Origin of the sequence: Pseudoalteromonas sp. 31A1 (assembly GCF_011378815.1) — a bacterium.
In the GTDB taxonomy this organism is placed as follows: Bacteria; Pseudomonadota; Gammaproteobacteria; order Enterobacterales; family Alteromonadaceae; genus Pseudoalteromonas; species Pseudoalteromonas arctica.
This window is the reverse complement of record NZ_WTKY01000004.1, coordinates 1-17,947: the sequence shown is the minus strand read 5'-3', so window position 1 is coordinate 17,947 and position 17,947 is coordinate 1. Positions and strand designations below refer to the sequence as shown.

Here is a 17,947-nt window from a genome sequence, read left to right as displayed (position 1 = left end):
TACACACAACAACTTTTAGGTTTTATTATTCACACTTAACCATGGCGCTTTTAGCGCTTTGTGGTTCAAAGCTAATATCTGCAACTGAAACGCTAAGTTCTCCTGCTGTTTTAATAATAAAAGGGCTGGTTACTCTGGCAAAATCAACGCCCTTTTTAGCAAAACACGTTAAATCTATACTCATGGTTTGCCATGTATTTAAATCAGCATTTTTAAGCTCATTGGTAATATCAAGCTCGCCACCACAACCTTGTTCGCATTTCATTGCAAGGTATGTCTGTGAGCTAGGTATTTGGTTTACTTTATAGCTAAAGCTAAGGGCCGAATTTGCTTCAATGTAGGCCACTTTGTCTTCGGTAAAATTACTATTAATTTCGATGTAGCTGGCTGCAGTGCCATCAAAATTAAATTGCATCGCATCTTCTTGAATCGCTTTGTCTTCAGTGCGATAAGTAATGCCGCCAAGTTTTACACTGTTACTTGCTACTTGGTGCTGCTCGCTGGTTGAATTTAAAAACAAACGCCACGGTGTTTTAAAGCTGCCATTAAATATAGATAGCGGCGCAAGGTTACTAATATCAACACCTGAGTCTTCATTTAGATTATTGGCAAGCGTACTTTCATCTTTATACGTTAAGCCAAAGCCATAGGGTAATAATGGAGAGTAATCAGCATCGCCCTTATTTACAGCGGTTTGCAAAGGCGATTTAGGCCACGAGAACGACAATTTACCTTTAAAGTCGTGCTGTACTTGTCCACTTACATCCTCTAATAAAACATCTGCAATGCCTTGTCCTTCAGTGCCAGGAAGCCATGCTGCTACAAATGCATCTGACGCGTTTAGCTCGCTGTTAACCCACATTGGTCTGCCCGATATAAACACTGATACCACCGGTATATTTTGCTGCTTTAATGTTTTTAATATTTTAAGAGAGCGTTTATTGTTACGTTCAAACTCAAGGTTATCTTTATCGCCATGCCCCTCTGCGTATGGTTCTTCGCCAAATACAACAATGGCTACATCGGGTTTGGTATCAAACGTGCCACTTGGGCTTAAAATAGCGTTACCGCCAGCAGCCTCTATTTGCGTTTTTAACCCCGCATAAATAGACGTTGCTCCAGGAAAATCTGCATTTTGATTATTAGTTCCCTGCCACGTAATACTCCAACCACCCGATTGCTTGCCAATGTTATCAGCCGCATCGCCTGCAATCAGGATGTTGCTTGATGGGTTAAGCGGTAATAAATGGTTGTTGTTTTTAAGCAGTACTAGCGACTCTTGTACCGCTTGGCGGGCAATATCGCGATGTGCTGGCGCACCTATTAGTTCTAATTTACCTGAATATTTTCGATTTGCGGGGCTTGGTTTATCAAATAAACCCGCACGTAATTTAACGCGTAAAATACGTGCCACGGCGTCATCTATTCGCGCCATTGTTATTGTGCCCGCTTTTACTTGTTTAATTGTATTTTCATAAAGTGGCTTCCAAGCATCCGTTGGTACCATAAAAATATCAAGCCCTGCATTAACAGCTTGCGGGCAGCTTTCATTTGTACAACCTGCAACTTGTCCGTGCCCGTTCCAATCGCCTACAACAAAACCATCAAAGCCCATTTTTGTTTTTAGTACATCGGTAAGTAGATATTTATTACCGTGATTTTTTTTGCCATTCCAGCTATTAAACGATGCCATAACCGACTGGCTACCCGCTGTTAAACCGCCAATGTAACCTTGCGCATGAATGTTATATAACGTCTCTTCACTATCAATGTTATCACCCTGATCGTCACCATCGACAGTGCCGCCATCGCCTAAAAAGTGCTTAACAGTACTAATTACGCGTTTGTCACTTAAAAAGTCTTCATCGGCTCTGCCTTGTAGTCCGTTTACAATTGCGGCTGAATATTCACGTACAATTGCAGGGTCTTCTGAGTAGCCTTCGTACGTTCGGCCCCATCGGTCATCGCGCACAACCGCAACAGTCGGTGCAAATACCCAATCGATCCCTGTTGCCATTACTTCTATTGCAGTAGCTGCTGCAATTCGCTCAATTAATGCGGGGTTATTAGCAGCACCTAAACCAATATTGTGAGGGAATAACGTCGCCCCAATCACATTATTATGGCCATGTACTGCATCGGTGCCCCACATGGTCGGAATTTTACTGCCATCAATTGAGTCATCAACTGATGCCTGATACATGCTTTCAGCAAGCGTTATCCAATCTGCAGGCGTTGCATGCTTATTAGCATTCGGGAACGAGCCACCGCCATTTAAATACGAACCAAAACCATATTTGCGCATGTCTGCAGCGGTTATATCGCGGATTTCAGGTTGGATCATCTGCGCTACTTTTTGCTCAAGCGTCATTGTTTTTAAATACTGAGCAATTGTTTTTTCAATTTCAGACGTTTTTACTACCTTACTTTTAAGCGTTGGCCAAAGTGATAAATCACCTTGCTCATGCTCAGCACTTTTGGCTACCCCGCTTTGGTTATTATCAACGTTAGCTTCTTGTTTATTACACGCACTTAAAGCGCATAATCCGCCTATTAAAATAGGCAGCATTCGTAACCTGTTAGTGTTTAAGCTTTTTTTCATTTTTATAGCCCTGTGTTGTGTCAGTGTGATTTTGTGAGCACCAATTTGTTATTTAAATTTAACTATTGACCTACTTAGCAATAGCCACTAATCTAAATATGGAAGCGCTTCCTTAAAGTTATTAAATACCATCCTTAGTGATTAATCAAATTAAATATGGAAGCGCTTCCATCAATGCAATTTATAAACTATAAATAAAAGCAAAATTTACTACAAAGAAGCAGAGGTTTTCTCTTAATGAAACAATTATCTTTACCTAGTGGCTCACCACTTTTAGCCAAAAATTTTACTTATGGTGTAGCTACGGCCTCATTTCAAATTGAAGGCGGCGCAACCGATCGCTTGCCATGTATTTGGGATACCTTTTGCAGTAAAGAAGGCAAAATAGTCGATAATTCAAATGGCGATATAGCTTGCGAGCACTACACTCGCTGGAAAGACGATATAGACCTAATAGAGTCGTTAGGCGTAGACGCTTACAGATTTTCTATTTCTTGGCCGCGCGTAATAACTAAAAGTGGTCACTTAAACCCTACCGGCGTTAAGTTTTATACCGACATTTTAGATGAGCTAAAACGTCGTAACATTAAAGCTTTTGTAACGCTGTACCACTGGGATTTACCACAACACATTGAAGACGAAGGCGGTTGGCTAAACCGTAACACCGCTTACGAATTTGCCCATTACACAGACTTAATTACCAAAGCTTTTGGTGAACGCGTGCACTCGTACGCCACTTTAAACGAACCATTTTGCAGCTCATTTTTAGGCTACGAAATTGGCGTACATGCTCCGGGTATAGTAGGTCGCGAATTTGGCCGTAAAGCCGCGCACCACTTATTACTAGGTCATGGTTTGGCTATGCAAGTACTTGCTAAAAACAGCCCAAATACGCTAAACGGTATTGTACTTAACTTTACGCCTTGTTACTCCGTCACCCAAAGTGAAGAAGATTTAAAAGCCACTGCATTTGCTGATGACTACATAAACCAATGGTATATGCAGCCTGTAATGCAAGGTCAGTACCCTGATATTATTAAGCAGCTACCTAAAGCCCACCGCCCTGACATTTTAGAAGGTGACATGGAAATAATTGCTCAACCGCTGGATTATTTAGGGGTTAACTTTTATACCCGCATGCATTATCAAGCAAGCGAAACCGACTTTTATCATGAGCTGCCACATAAAGCGCCAATGACCGATATTGGCTGGGAAATTTATCCTAAAGCGCTTACAGAATTACTTGTATCGTTAAACGAAAAATACACCCTACCGCCTATTTATATTACCGAAAACGGTGCAGCCATGGCTGACGAATTTAAAGACGGCGAAGTGAGAGATAACGACCGTATTGAATATTACCACGAGCATTTAAATGCCCTACATAACGCAGCTGAGCAAGGCGTAAAAGTAGATGGTTACTTTGCGTGGAGCCTAATGGATAACTTTGAATGGGCTGAAGGATACTTAAAACGTTTTGGAATAGTACACGTAGACTACAACACACAAAAACGAACTGTTAAAGCCAGCGGTAAAGCGTACAGTAACCTAATAACTAGCCGATAATTTATCGGCTTATAACAATAAGAACACACACTGTGAACAAACTCCCTTTATACGAAAAAGTCGGTTACGCCATGGGCGATGCCGGCGCTAATTTAGTATGGCGCGGTGCGCTTGCTTATTTAGCGGTGTTTTACACCGATACATTTGGCATATCGGCAGCCGCCGCTGCCATGTTGTTTTTGGTGGTAAGGCTATCTGATGGCGTAACCGACATTATTATGGGTATGATTGCCGACAGAACGCAGTCGCGCTTTGGTAAATTTCGCCCGTGGATACTCTACTCGGCACCATTTTTGGGCTTGTTTATGGTGTTGTGTTTTACTACACCCGACTTTAGCACCACCAATAAACTTATTTATGCCTACGTAACCTACATAGGTTTAACGCTTGCCTACACCGTAAGTAACGTGCCCTACTCGGCACTTATGGGCGTAATGACACCAGACGATACAGAGCGCACAAAGCTCTCTGGTTTTAGGTTTGCAGGTGCATTTACTGGTGGCTTATTGGTTATGGGTTTTTTACCTGAGCTAGTAGCTTTTTTTGGTGGCGGCGACGATGCCAAAGGCTATCAGCTTACTATGTACTTATTTGCCAGCTTACTTATTATTTTAATGATTATAACGTTTGCGACTACCAAAGAGCGTGTAACACCGCACGCCTCAAATGAAGGCAATTTAAAATCAGAGTTGTTTGATTTAACCAAAAGCCTGCCATTTATAATCCTACCTTTGCTTGCTACCACCCTGTTTTTTTATTACCGCGATTTATACAGCGGCGTATTTTTTGCCCTTGTTATGGCTGCAATGACATTCGTTATTAAAAAATTACTCAATAAAGATAAGCAAAGCTTAACGGGATCACAGCGTGACATGGTTGACCTTCTGACCAACAAACCTTGGTTGGTGTTACTTGGCATTGGTTTTTTAACCATGATGTTTAATGGCATAAAATACGGTGTAATTGCGTACTACTTTAAGTACCACGTAGCCAATGAACTCATGGCTGGGCAATATTTTATCGCCTTGTTGGTTGTATCTATATTAGGCGCACTTGCCACAGGTAAACTGGCCGAAATTATGGGTAAACGAAACCTATTTATTGCATCATTAATGCTAAGCGGCATACTCACTACTGCATTTTACTGGGTGCCTAGCGATAATCTGGTTGCTGTATTTACCTTTGGTTGCGCTGCTGAATTTTTTGCCGCGATGATGCCAACATTATTTTTTAGTATGCTTGGTGATTCAGCCGATTATTCAGAGTGGAAAAACAAACGCCGCGCTACAGGCCTTATTTATTCTGCGGGTACATTTGTGCAAAAAACCGGTGGTGGTTTTGCAGGTGCATTAGTATTAGTGGTACTTGCAGGCTACGGCTATAACGGCATGGATGAGCTAACAATTACGCAAGCCCTACCTGGTATACAGTTACTTATGAGCTGGATACCTGCCGCATTTGCTTTTTTAGGCGCCGCATTGATGCTTATTTATCCGCTTACCTCAGCGATGACACAAAAAATAACAGAAGACTTAGCAATTAGACGCAGTAATGTGTAAATTAACTTTTAATGATTCTTCGCGCTTTATATTTTTATAAAGCGCGAGTAAAAACACATATAAGCTAGGACATCAATGGCGACAATTTATCAAGTATCAGAAATGGCAGGTGTGTCTTTATCAACTGTTTCAAGGGTACTTAACGACAACGACTACGTAAGCAAAAAAACTAAAAAAAAGGTATTAGAAGCAATGAAAGAGCTAGGCTATCAGCCAAGTTCTATTGCACGCTCATTAGCCTCGAGTACTACAAACAGCGTCGGTATTTTAGTTTCTGAGTTGGATGGTCCGTTTTTTGGTCAAATGATGTCAGCCATTGAAGAGCACCTTCGTATTGCGGGTAAACACGTTATTATTACCCCTGGGCACAGTGATGAGAAAAAAGAAAAAAGCGGCTTTGAATTTTTAATAGGCCGTAATTGCGACGCTATTATTGCCCACGTAGAGGCAGTATCAAATGATTACCTAATTGAGCTGAGTAAAGGTAAAACCCCTATTTACCTAATGAGCCGCTACGTTAAAGAAATTGAAGAAAACTGCATTAGCCTCGACAACGTAATGGGCGGCTACTTAGCCACTAAAGCCATGATCAACAAAGGTCATAAAAACATTGCGTACATAGCAGGCCCGCAGTTTAAAGAAGATGCATCAAATCGTTTAAAAGGCCACAAAAAAGCCCTAGCAGAATACAACCTAACCTTTGACGAAAGCTTGTATTATGTGGGCGACTTTAAAGAAACCGGTGGCAGCGACGGCTTAAGGCATTTTATTCAAAATAAAGCGCAAATAACCGCTCTTGTATGTGCCAATGACGAAATGGCATCGGGTGCTATGAAATACGCCCGCGAACACGGTTTTAACCTACCAAAAGATTTAGCCATTATTGGGTTCGATAACGTAATTTTTACCAATTACCTCTACCCAACACTGACTACAATAGATAACCCAGTTCCTGAAATGGGCCGAGCTGCGGCTAACTTAGTACTTAAAGATATTTATAAAAAAAGCGGCATAACAGTAAAGCACGTGTTTCAGCCAAAGCTTATTTTAAGAGACTCAACACCGGATATTAATTAACTTTAAATCTAGTTTAAATCTAAGTTATGTAATTCATTACGCACCCACTGCGTATCTAAATATTGCTCTACGTGCTGCTGCGCAAACTTTAAAAAGTTACGTGCAGCATGCGATATGTGCCTGTCTGTTCGCATTACAAAAAACTCTATTCAGACATAAATGCTCACAAATATAAAACAATATCTACATAAAAACACTACAATAAAAAGCATAATAGATCCGATAATTTACCAAAAAGATCGTTTTAAAATTTATTTATACTGTTTAATAAAATATCACTTTACTTATTTTTAATTTGGCTCTAAATTCGCGCAAATTTTATTATTAAAGTAACCTCTCAAACTTTAAAACAGTGGTTATTTACCTTGATGAGTCGATAAACACAAATGGCCGAATCAGCCGCCACAAGCACCTCTAATAACCCTTTAGCACCCGTTATCGGGCTGTCATTTTTTGCTATCGCATCCGGCTTTTTAATGAGCCTTATTCCGCTGTCGTTACCCGCATTTAAACTTGATGAAAACCTAGCGCCTTGGCTTGCGAGCATTTTTTACTTTGGCTTACTTGTTGGCGCTACAACCATTGAACGCGTGGTGGTAAAAATAGGTCATCGATTCGCTTTTATATTATTTTTAAGTTTATTAATAGTAAGTGTGCTTGCACAACTTGCACTGCCAAATACCGTTAACTGGTTAATTGCACGATTTGTAGCAGGTGTTGCTGTTGCCGGTGTGTTTGTAGTTGTTGAGTCTTGGTTATTAATGACCAATACAGCAAAGTCGCGTGCTAAACGTTTGGGCTTATACATGACCTCACTTTATGGGGGCAGCGCCGTTGGTCAGCTTGCTATAGGGCCGCTTGGCACCGAAGGTTCAACGCCTTATTTATTTGTAGCCTCGCTATTATTTTTAGCTATTTTAGCCCCTTTATTAATAACCAAAGGTCAGCCCGAAAAACAGCACCTTGAAAAACTACCACTAAAAGAAATAAAAACACTAAGCCACCCTGCAATGCTCGGATGCTTAGCTTCAGGCTTATTACTGGGCCCTATTTACGGCTTAATGCCGGTTTATATTGCAGCGCAAGCTGATCAAGCTCAGTACACAGGCACACTTATGGCGGTTATTATTTTAGGCGGCATGGTCGTGCAGCCGCTTGTGAGTTACTTATCTACTCGGCTTGAAAAAAGCTTATTGATGGGTATGTTTTGTTTAGTAGGCGCAGCCGGTGCTGTGGGTATATTACAAGCAAACACTTTAGCAGGATTAATAGTGAGCTACTTAATACTAGGCGCGTGCAGCTTTGCACTTTACCCAATTGCCATAACACTTGCGTGCGACTCATTGCCAATGGCAAAAATAGTCTCGGCAACTGAGGTTATGCTTTTAAGTTACAGTATTGGTTCGGTATTTGGCCCTATGCTTGCTGCAAATTTATCTGATGCACCCAACGGTATTGTGTTTTATTTAGCAGGCTGTTTGATCACTACCTGTATTTATATGTTTATTAAAAGCATTAAAAATATTCGCGCAGGTAAAACGCCTGTTGCAGGCTAATTAGTTTTTAATTTATCGTGTGGACTTAAAAAAAACATCTTTTTCCAGCCTTGGCTTTGCGTTGTATAAAGCCATGGCATGGGCACTAACGATAAAATAGAATAATGCACATGAGGCTGCTTCCCTGCGGCGTTTCCGGTATCGCCCAGCAAGCCAATTTGACTGTTTATGCTTACTACATCACCTGTGCTTACTGAGTAGTCATTTAAATGTGCAAAATAATGCACGCGCCATTTAGGTCCAAGTACTGCAACCACCTTACCGCCTCGAGTTAGCTCACCTGCAAATATAACCACACCGTTTGTTGAGGCAACTACAGGAGTGTTCTTTATGCCAAAAATATCAATTCCTTTGTGCACACCCGACCTACCCCAAGGCTCGTACCAAAACGTATTATGGTTCCAATCTTTATTTGTGGCACCTTGTACCGGGATCCTTATTTTTTCGGGAATTAGTAAGCCTATAACTAATAAAACGGCTACTCCAATTGCAATCCACTTTAGTACTTTCACTTTTCTATCCTTGATATTTAAATAACTTATACTGGTAAATTATTAGCCATAATAACTGAACTCATCATGAGTCGTATTTATGGTTTTATTTATGGTTTTATTTATGGTGTTTTATTTGAATGAAATACCCGACTAACATGTACTAAGCTGATCAACTTCAAAACAGGTTTTATAAGCAATTGAGCACTGCCCGCTATAAACAACCATGTGCCACTTTGCACTAATGCATCATTTAAAAAGAAAAAACTGCCAATTAAAAACCACACTGCAATCAAAAAATCGTTAAACGCTCCCAGTGCTTCATATCGTCGCTGAATGGTAATATGCTCTTGTCCTAAATCTAAAATAAACTGATTACTGTTCGAATCCATAACTGCTCACTATTTACCTTTTATTACCTAAATACATGTTTAATAAGCCTCAAGGCTTACCTAAACAGTACAATAACAAAATTTACGCAATAAAAAACGCTGGCCGATGTAAGTCAGCCAACGTTTTTATTATTTGTACAATACTTAACTAACGTTTATTTTTTATCTTTTTCTAAACGCTTTTTAAGACTCAATGCAGCGTCAGCGGCTAATAAACGCATAAATTCAGAGCCATTACTTTGCTCGCCTTGGCCTGCGCCTATTACAATTTCAGGCACTAAACGGCTATTACCTAAGCTTGTAAATAAAGCAGTTTGAATTTTAACTTCTGCTTTTAGCGTTTCATCAAATACATACTTAGGATCAAGTGCAGCAGACTTAGCTCTTAAACGAGCCTCAGCTAAAACGTCCATACCTAATGCTTCTAAGCGTTGTTGCTTTAAAATCTCTTCTTGTTCTTTTGCAAGCTCCGCTTTTACAGCCACTCGTTGCTGCGCAGAAATAATAGCATTTGCCTTAATTCGCTCAGCATCAATTTGCTCTTTTATTTTTAGCTTTTCAGATTCAGCACGTTGCTTAGCAATTGCTTGTTCACCTAAAGCCACTTCAGTACGTGCTTGTTGCTCAGCTTTTTTAAGGTTTTGACGCGCTAGTGCTTCATCAGCAGCAGCTTGCTTTTGCGCTTCAAGGCGAGCATTTACTTTGCTTTCATAGTCAATATCAATAATGCTGGCATCAACTACTGTAATACCGTAAGCGCCTAAAATAGGTGCATTACGCAGTGTATTACCTTCATCGTCCATTTTAATATTAATAGTGACACGCTGCTGTTTACTTAAATTACCTAAATCGTCAGATTTATCGCGCTCACCCGTACTAATAATTTGTTCAGTAACAAAAATACCGTTTGTTAATTGATCAGCAAAATCTTGGCTTAATTGACCATTGCCACCAGAGTAATGTTGCTCTACCGACATCATACGCGCCGACGCTTTTACATTTTCAGTGGTTGCACGCATTAATAAATTAGATATTAATGTTTCTTGTGAACCAAACTCTTCGTGTATTTTAAGTAAACCACGTAAAGCACCCGATTCAGCTGCTGGTACATTGCCTGGCAATCTAAAACGAGAAACACCTCGTGCGCCACCTGTTGTCGTATCTAAAAATCGAATTGGTATTAGCGGTACAATTGCGCTTGCTGTTGCACCGGCATCGCCCGTAAAGTTAATCGAAATTACTTTTTTATAAGCCGATGTAGTACCAAACGCTTTTAAATAAGGGCCGGCTTGATTTATTACTGTCAAGTTACCTGTAAAAGCCGATTGATGTACTAAACGCTCATCTGCTTCATTCCACGAAACAACTTGCGATGTAAGGGTTGCAATTACGGCTAATACAACAACAATTGATGAAACAACAATTACATTACGACGACCAAATCGACTCATAAATGAGTCACTTTTTACTGCTGGGACTGCTTTTTCGCTATCCATTTTTATTACTCTCCATGTTTAATTTCTTTTTAACAAAGTAAATAATTTCCTGTTCACTCAAATGTGCACAAAAGCTACCAGAGCGATGTAACTCAACAAATGTTGCAAGGATTTCTTCTTTACCTTTAGCTGTTTTATCTTGGTTTTCTTGTGTTTGATTTTTTTCTGTTAGTTGAGTGATTAAATCATCCACTATTGTGTCTTTATCAAATAGTACGTTGTATTCTTTGGATTTTCTTACCCGACTTTTATGTACGTTGCTGTAAATTACATAAAGTGCAACGCATAAAATAATAACAAGTAAACTTAACCCTATAATATAAAAAATCATAAGCTCTACTTAAATTAGTTTAAATACTTAATGAGCAATAACAATTGTAAGCATTGCTTAACAAATGTTAACCCAGTAATTTTACAGTAAACCCGAGTAAAAAACAGATTAAAAATAGAGTTCATCAAGTATATAGTTATAACCGTACGTAAAAGTAAGCTTTTTTAAACAAAAAAATGCCAGTCAGTTATTAACTGACTGGCACTAAGCTAAATATTTATTAAAGTGCTTTTTACATTATTCGCATGGAGCCCAATCAACACCATTTTCACCGCACTCATGCAGCATTGTTCCATCTTCTCGGCGGGTATCTCTAAACCATTTCCCTTCAATCGTTTTAATAATACGTACGTTGTCTGTGGTTTTATATTTACGCCAAAAGCTAGCATCAATAGATGTTTCGTCATCAAACTTATAAGGCATAGCAGCGAGTACAGTAACTAAATCTTGAGTTTCTAGATCAGCAGCTTTGTCTTTAACATTTACCCAATCAGATAATGTTTGAAAGTCGGCATTTTCCTCTCTAAAGGCAAAGTCAGTTTGGTAATACGATCCCGACTCAGTATAGCTAATGCTAAAACCTCGCTCGAACGGTGTATCTAAATTATCACTAACGCATTCATCAGCTGTTGGAAAGTTAACCGATGGGCTTGTATTATCAACGCCATAAAGCACATTGCTTTGCTCAAAACTAACGCTCTCAATGCTAGAGCATCGGTAAGTACGATCGGCGTTAATGTAAACATCGTCTCTAACTGTTAATTTTCCATTTAACGACTCTTCGCCCCAAGGCGTATCTGTTGAATCCAATCGAGACAAAATAACGTCAATTTTGTCGAGTTCGCCTGTATTTTGAAGCTTTACTTGCTCATAAATAAGCTCAGCGCCTGCAAAAATAACTTTGTCGCGGTACCATGCATTTTCAAATCCATACTCTGCATCTTTTGCTGTGTCTTGGTAAATCACTGCTCTTACTTCTTCTGCATCAGGATACTGAGCATCTAGCTCTTGCTTGAATTTATAGGCAGCTTTTAGTCCCTTAACAATTGCTTGTGCTCTGTCGTAAGCATCACTGTCACTAGTGGCAATAAAATCTGAGTAAATTTGCTCTGTCGACAAATTATAATGCGCAACCAAGTTTTGCATAACATTTGTTATTTCGCTTTGAAGGTTTGCAAGTAGCTCAGTATTTTCTTTAAGTGCATCACAGCTTAAATTATTGTTACCACTTTTTTGTAATTGAAGGCTTAACTGCTCCCAGATAACAGTTGTTAAAGGTGATATATTTCGAATATCTTCATCAGTCAAAGCCTCAATTGAGGGCGGAAATGACATTTGATACGCTTGTGTTACCTCTCCTAAGTCCTCGTCAATTGCGCCAACAGGTACATCAACATACATAGTTGAATACGGCACACACAGCGCCTGCTCTTCTGTAAAATTAAAACTATAATTACCCGATTCTTCAGAGACTACAGAAGGTTCTGTTTGCTCATCAAAAGTACCATCGCCATCAATATCTAGCCATACTATTGCACCAGATACATAGCCATCAATAACCTTTCCAGTAAGAGAGATAGTGTTAACTTCTACGGGGTCTACTTTTATAGGGTCAGGCTTGGCTACTATTGGCTCTACAACGGCCGCTTTATCACCGCCACCACCACACCCAACAAGGCCTAGCGTAAGCGCTAATGAAATAGCTAACTGACTTTTTTTTAAAAACATACAAAGACTTCCTTTTTTGTACTTTAATTATTATTAATCATATTGTTATAAATTGAATTGGTTACTTTAATAAATAACAAGTAAATTTAAACAACAGAAATTTATTGAATATTTATGGGGGGATGGCAACAAGTTAACATGCCCTGTACCTATATAGTTACACGTCATGTTAAATTTTGCTCTTACATTTGTTAATTAAATATAACTAAGACCAGCTATTGTTGACTAATATGGACTACAGGTACCTAAAATAAAGGGCTTGAGTGATAGGCAGTATTTTGTAAATGAATGTGTATTATACATAGGTTGGTTTAGAGCGCTTCGATAACTATAAAACAATTATATAAGCAAACCATCAGCATTTTTGATTCGCTCTTAAAATTAAAAAGCCACCTAATTAAGGTGGCTTATGTTTATTGCATTGTGTTTTTAATGTGCCTGACTATCGTTTTCTTCGCGTTTATAAATATATGTTTGTTGGGTTTTAAAGCCAAAACCAGTTGGTTCAGCGCCATTTACTAGCTTAACTTTTCCACCTTCAACATTTAAATTTGGCCCAAGTATTTCAATAGCTTTTATCGGCTTATCAGAACCTTTAACCCCAGGGCCTATTAAATAAAACTGACTAACTTGCGTTACATCCGTTGCATCATCCCAATCGCATTTACCATCCGCATCATTATCTGCACACGACGGGCCTTCCCCAAAAAATAGTTTCGGTGTATCTGGTACATCATTACTTGTTGCAAATTTCACATCGTCATAAACCTTCGTTCCATAATGCAAATGAAAGGCATAAAGCGAACCACCGCCACCCGTTAACGAACATTGGTTTTGTGTTGATGATGAAGATGCAGGCGTAAAGGAAGTAAAGTAAGCAACCCCACCAACGACCGTTGCTGCAGCAAGGGACTTTTCGCCCGTCCCTAATTCGTATCGCCACCCTTTAAATTCGGCTAACTTAACTTCAAGATTAACAAATTTATCTACGTCATCAAGTGCATTACCAAATGGGTCTTCATTCATTTTCATTAAATCATCTGGCACTATTGGGGCTGGAAATTCAGTAAATATTTTTGTTAGGGTGTTTTCATCGCGGATCATATACAGCTGATCTTGCTCATTAGTAGCAAGTGGGTTTGAACGATTTCCGCTACCTATAACTATTGCGTCATACGGGGTATCTAAACGGGTCGTAATCATTTCACCACCATAATTGGTCTTAGTAACTTTACTAAACAGCGTTCTAGCAACTAACGGTTTATAAAAAAAACGTCTGTCTTGTGACGCTAATGTACTGCCAAGTTCAGCAAGTTTAAAGTGAGTAATCTCATCTTCATCATCGGTGGGAATATCTACACGCCAAATATTACCGCCAGTATCGGTTGCATAAATTCGGTCAATATACCCATCGTAATCTGAGTCAAGCGTAGTTACATCCGCTGCAATACTGTGCTCTCCGGTAAAACCATGTTCATCTGGAGTGAGCGCCCATACCTTTTCGCCAGTTTTAGCATTAACAATGTAAATACCTAGCCCGGTTTCATCTGTTGTTCTAATCGCATTATCTTTGTTTGTATCGTAGCCTGCGCCAAATATCAGCAATGGATCCTCACCAAACGCTTTAATGTAAGCAATTTGAGGTTTAGACCATGTTTGTGCTAAATATTTAAACTCTTCAGAGCCACCAACAATTGGCTTATTCCATAATTTTTTAGGTTTTTTTGGGTCACTTATATCCAGGCCGTAGTAATTTTTACCGCCTCGGCGCATGCCTGTAAATGCCCAAACTTCATCGCCCTCACTTGCTTTAACAACGCCATCATTTAAACCATCAGTGTTTAAACTTTTATTATTAAAGAACACACTTATAGGGCCATCCATGCCATACACTTTTGTATTTGCGAGATTACTCCGCAAAGCCGGAATGTTTTTTAATAAGGCAGCAGGTGTAAAAGCCCACCTTTCTTCAACAGTATCGCCTTTGTCTTCGAACATATGTAAAAAGCCGGCATTGGTACCAACAAGTATATGAATACTTCCATCGCCGTAATCTATAGATACCGGTTTTGAATGCAAAGGATCGCCAAAAATATTGATTCGCTGATCTACTGATGAGTCATCACCATCTTCATTATCAACATCAACCCCTCGTGCCCAGTTAATATCACTCTCCTGTAAAGTTAACCCGATATTAGGAATCAAATCAGGGGCAAGATCGGTAACTGTACTTGTCGCTAAATTTAAAATGGTTTGTACTTTATCAAAAGTAAAATCAATAATACTGCCCGTTTTATCTATGTAGATTTTACGGCTATCAGGGTCTAAAGTTGATAAAAGTAAATTTACGCCACCCTGAGCTACTAAATTCCCATCTGCAGGCTTATTAGTTGGCAGCCAAAAAGTTCGAGCTTTCTCATCAATTAACCCATTTTCATCAAGAGCTATTTTATCAGTTGAATCGACTATATTTGCACCAGACACTTTAAGCTTTTTTAAATTTCCGCTCCAACGTGCGCCTGTTTCAGGGTAAAACATCGCAAAGTAAATTGACTCTCGGCTACGTGTTTGGTCAACATTGTTACTTGCTACCGTAGGAGATGAAAAACTATCGTTAACTTCGCGTATTTTCGATATTGTATTATTAAGTGCTTCAGAAAGTTCAGTCGATGTATCTGCATGTAAGTACTCGCCTCCTCCCAATAAAGCGGTTTTTTCTAATAACTTTTTACCATTTGTACTCATGCCACTACCAAAACCGATAGTAAAAACGCGTCCGGTATCAGCAACCTCTGGCGTGGTGTCGTACAAATCCACCTCTACATCTCTTGTACCATGTATTATCTGAGCTAAAGCGGCTAAATAACTGCCACTTGTTTTAGCTGGGTTTGAGCCAAAAGTAGATTTGTATAATGCTTTTATATCTGAGTCTGACTGATTATCGTTGTAGGGATCACCGTCGGTCATTAAAATCACATTAATAGAGTTGTCACAGCGCTCATCAGAACCTTGAACAGCTTTAAAGGGCGAGATGTATTTAGAATCATAGCCGTCATATCGATTCCCTGTTTCGGCAGAATAATCCCTATCACCTTTATTTCGACCATAATCAACATACCAACCTCTTAGGTATCGATAAGCCTCCCACAGAGTCTCAGCTAAAGGCGTGCTTCCACCCGCACTTAATTCTTCGATTTTATCCGTGATAGTATCGTGATCAGTCCCAACATCAGATAAAACATATCCACCATATGAACTATAAAAACGCATTAAACCAAAATCAATCGAGCTGTTATCACTTACTAATTGGGTCATCGCGCTTATACCAGCATCGATTTTTTTAGGGCCCCCATTAGGCAGCTTAGTCTTCATACTTCCTGATGTATCAAACACAATAAGCACGCGAGGGTTTTCGTCGGTTTCAACATTATGGTTTACGTATAGCTCTATATCTTCGGCAAATACAGAAAGGCTAATACCCACCCCGAATAACAAGACAGCTATTTTTTTTAGTTTGAATTGCATTTTTAAATCCCTTTATTTGCGCTTTTTATTTTTATTGCGCAAGTTAATAACTACTCTATTCCTTGTTTAATTTTTAGTAATATGGAGGTGGGACTAAAAATTAAAACCAAGATAATATCTAGCTATTTATCACAAAACAGTGATTAGCATCCACGTGTCGTCAATGCTATAAAATATATATTACTTCGATTTTAAATAAAAATAGATTAAAGTCAAAGACATTAGACTTTATTATTAATTAAAAACAACAACTTAAACAAAACAATCCCGTTTTACTGCACAGTTTAGTCACGTCAAAAAATAATGTTTTTACCTATGTTTCTATATTTATAGATCTATGTTTTAGGTAACAAGTACTTACCAATATAAATTAGTAGCGTAAGGCTCTAAAAATCACTCTTAAGAGCACTATTATTCAGTAAAGCTGTTTTATTAAAATGAGTGTATTTATAAGTAACTACGGTTATGCAAACATACAAAAAAGCCCATATTAGGTGCTACCTAATATGGGCTTTTATACTCTCGCTAAATTATAAGTGCTTTATGCAAGCATTCTTATAAAGATAACTCTTTTTTAGCACGAGTTAAGTTATGCGTTACAAGTGAGTTTTTAGAAATTTGAACCGCTTCATATAAATCAGAAATACCCGCAGTGTCTTTTTGTGATTTTATACGCGCTACACCACGGTTACTTAATGCAAACGATGTAAGTTCACGTACTTTTAAACGCGGACCATGGCTTTGCTTAAGCAGTGCAATTGCTTGTGTACAAATAGCTTCTGCTTCTTCGTAGTTTTTTGACTCAACATTTAGTGCACAGCTATTAAACGATTTTTCAAATGCAGGGGCTGCTGTTACTGAGTCTTCAATAACCATTAATTTATAATCACCTTGATTAGCCATTGCAGCAGCTGAGCAAGTTAATAATGAGCCAAGAGCGATGGTTTTTAAAAGTGTAAATTTCATGATTATATTCCTATTAAGTTAGTCGTACTTGTTGCCGACAACTAAACTTTAGAGTGTTAGCTCAATTACCACAAACGATAAAAACAAACCTAATAAGTGAATAAATTTAACCTATAGACTTTAGTCTAACACCTGAAAAAATAATAAATAATTACAATTAGTTAAAAACCATAAAATCACTAAACAATAAATAGCAGAATATAGTTTTTTTATTTTTTAATAACACAATACAAAGTTAATAAACACAAAAAAGCCGATGTTGGGGTTTAATCCAACATCGGCTTTTTTACTCTCGCTATCTATATCATGCTTTTAATAAGCACTTTATAAAAAGACCTTATAGAGATAACTCTTCTTTAGCGCGAGTTAAATTGTGCGATACCATTGTGCTGTTAGACAATTTTGATGCTTCGTATAAATCAGCAAGTGCAGCAGTATCGTTATGCGCTTTTAAACGTGCAACACCACGGTTACTTAATGCGAATGACGTAAGTTGGCGTACTTTAAATTTAGGGCCATCTGCGTCTTTTAAAAGTGCGATTGCTTTAGTACAAATTTCTTCCGCTTGTGCATAATTTTTTGACTTAACATTCAGTGCGCAGCTATTAAATGATTGCTCAAGTGGCTGTGGCGCTGTTGCAGTTTCAATAACCATTAA

The 17,947-nt window shown here is 38.8% G+C and carries 13 protein-coding genes and 1 pseudogene; 4 read left to right on the top strand and 10 right to left on the bottom strand.

Annotated elements, in window-relative coordinates:
* Window positions 1–25: 25 nt before the first annotated feature.
* The gene (locus GQR52_RS05510; protein ID WP_165727712.1) at window positions 26–2,602 is read right to left on the bottom strand and encodes an exo 1,3/1,4-beta-D-glucan glucohydrolase; all 2,577 of its coding nucleotides are present in this window, start codon (window positions 2,600–2,602) and stop codon (window positions 26–28) included.
* A gap of 237 nt (window positions 2,603–2,839) precedes the next feature.
* On the opposite strand from GQR52_RS05510, the gene GQR52_RS05505 reads away from it, so the two are divergent.
* The 3 genes from GQR52_RS05505 to GQR52_RS05495 all read left to right on the top strand — a co-directional run bounded on the left by GQR52_RS05505 (window position 2,840) and on the right by GQR52_RS05495 (window position 6,804).
* The gene (locus tag GQR52_RS05505; protein ID WP_165727711.1) at window positions 2,840–4,168 is read left to right on the top strand and encodes a GH1 family beta-glucosidase; all 1,329 of its coding nucleotides are present in this window, start codon (window positions 2,840–2,842) and stop codon (window positions 4,166–4,168) included.
* 32 nt (window positions 4,169–4,200) lie between these two features.
* Window positions 4,201–5,727: an MFS transporter gene (locus GQR52_RS05500; protein ID WP_165727710.1), complete on the top strand. Its 1,527-nt coding sequence runs from the start codon at window positions 4,201–4,203 to the stop codon at window positions 5,725–5,727.
* A 75-nt stretch (window positions 5,728–5,802) separates the two neighbouring features.
* Window positions 5,803–6,804, top strand: coding sequence for a LacI family DNA-binding transcriptional regulator (locus GQR52_RS05495; protein ID WP_165727709.1), 1,002 nt, complete (start codon window positions 5,803–5,805; stop codon window positions 6,802–6,804).
* 8 nt (window positions 6,805–6,812) lie between these two features.
* On the opposite strand, the pseudogene GQR52_RS05490 reads toward GQR52_RS05495, so the two are convergent.
* Window positions 6,813–6,947 (bottom strand): annotated as a pseudogene (locus GQR52_RS05490) (LysR family transcriptional regulator); the annotation flags it as partial.
* Between the two features lie 243 nt (window positions 6,948–7,190).
* Between GQR52_RS05490 and GQR52_RS05485 the strand changes: the two are divergent.
* Complete coding sequence (locus GQR52_RS05485; RefSeq protein WP_165727708.1) at window positions 7,191–8,360, top strand: MFS transporter; 1,170 nt, start codon at window positions 7,191–7,193, stop codon at window positions 8,358–8,360.
* Here the strand turns inward: GQR52_RS05485 and GQR52_RS05480 are convergent.
* The 8 genes from GQR52_RS05480 to GQR52_RS05445 all read right to left on the bottom strand — a co-directional run.
* Complete coding sequence (locus GQR52_RS05480) at window positions 8,357–8,872, bottom strand: M23 family metallopeptidase (protein WP_165727707.1); 516 nt, start codon at window positions 8,870–8,872, stop codon at window positions 8,357–8,359. The genes GQR52_RS05485 and GQR52_RS05480 overlap by 4 nt on opposite strands.
* Window positions 8,873–8,973: 101 nt before the next feature.
* Complete coding sequence (locus GQR52_RS05475) at window positions 8,974–9,243, bottom strand: YrhK family protein (RefSeq protein WP_007583304.1); 270 nt, start codon at window positions 9,241–9,243, stop codon at window positions 8,974–8,976.
* Between the two features lie 155 nt (window positions 9,244–9,398).
* Window positions 9,399–10,739: an SPFH domain-containing protein gene (locus GQR52_RS05470; RefSeq protein ID WP_010553499.1), complete on the bottom strand. Its 1,341-nt coding sequence runs from the start codon at window positions 10,737–10,739 to the stop codon at window positions 9,399–9,401.
* Complete coding sequence (locus GQR52_RS05465; RefSeq protein ID WP_008137861.1) at window positions 10,732–11,070, bottom strand: hypothetical protein; 339 nt, start codon at window positions 11,068–11,070, stop codon at window positions 10,732–10,734. The genes GQR52_RS05470 and GQR52_RS05465 overlap by 8 nt, the downstream gene beginning before the upstream one ends.
* A 237-nt stretch (window positions 11,071–11,307) precedes the next feature.
* Entirely contained in the window at window positions 11,308–12,798 is a 1,491-nt protein-coding gene (locus GQR52_RS05460; RefSeq protein ID WP_165727706.1) for a hypothetical protein, read from the bottom strand.
* A 429-nt stretch (window positions 12,799–13,227) separates the two neighbouring features.
* On the bottom strand, window positions 13,228–16,323 hold the full coding sequence (locus tag GQR52_RS05455) for a PilC/PilY family type IV pilus protein (protein WP_165727705.1): 3,096 nt from the start codon (window positions 16,321–16,323) through the stop codon (window positions 13,228–13,230).
* Window positions 16,324–16,878: 555 nt separating this feature from the next.
* On the bottom strand, window positions 16,879–17,289 hold the full coding sequence (locus GQR52_RS05450) for a hypothetical protein (RefSeq protein WP_165727704.1): 411 nt from the start codon (window positions 17,287–17,289) through the stop codon (window positions 16,879–16,881).
* A gap of 337 nt (window positions 17,290–17,626) precedes the next feature.
* Window positions 17,627–17,947 (bottom strand): hypothetical protein (locus GQR52_RS05445; protein WP_165727703.1); only part of this gene is annotated, 321 nt, incomplete at its 5' end.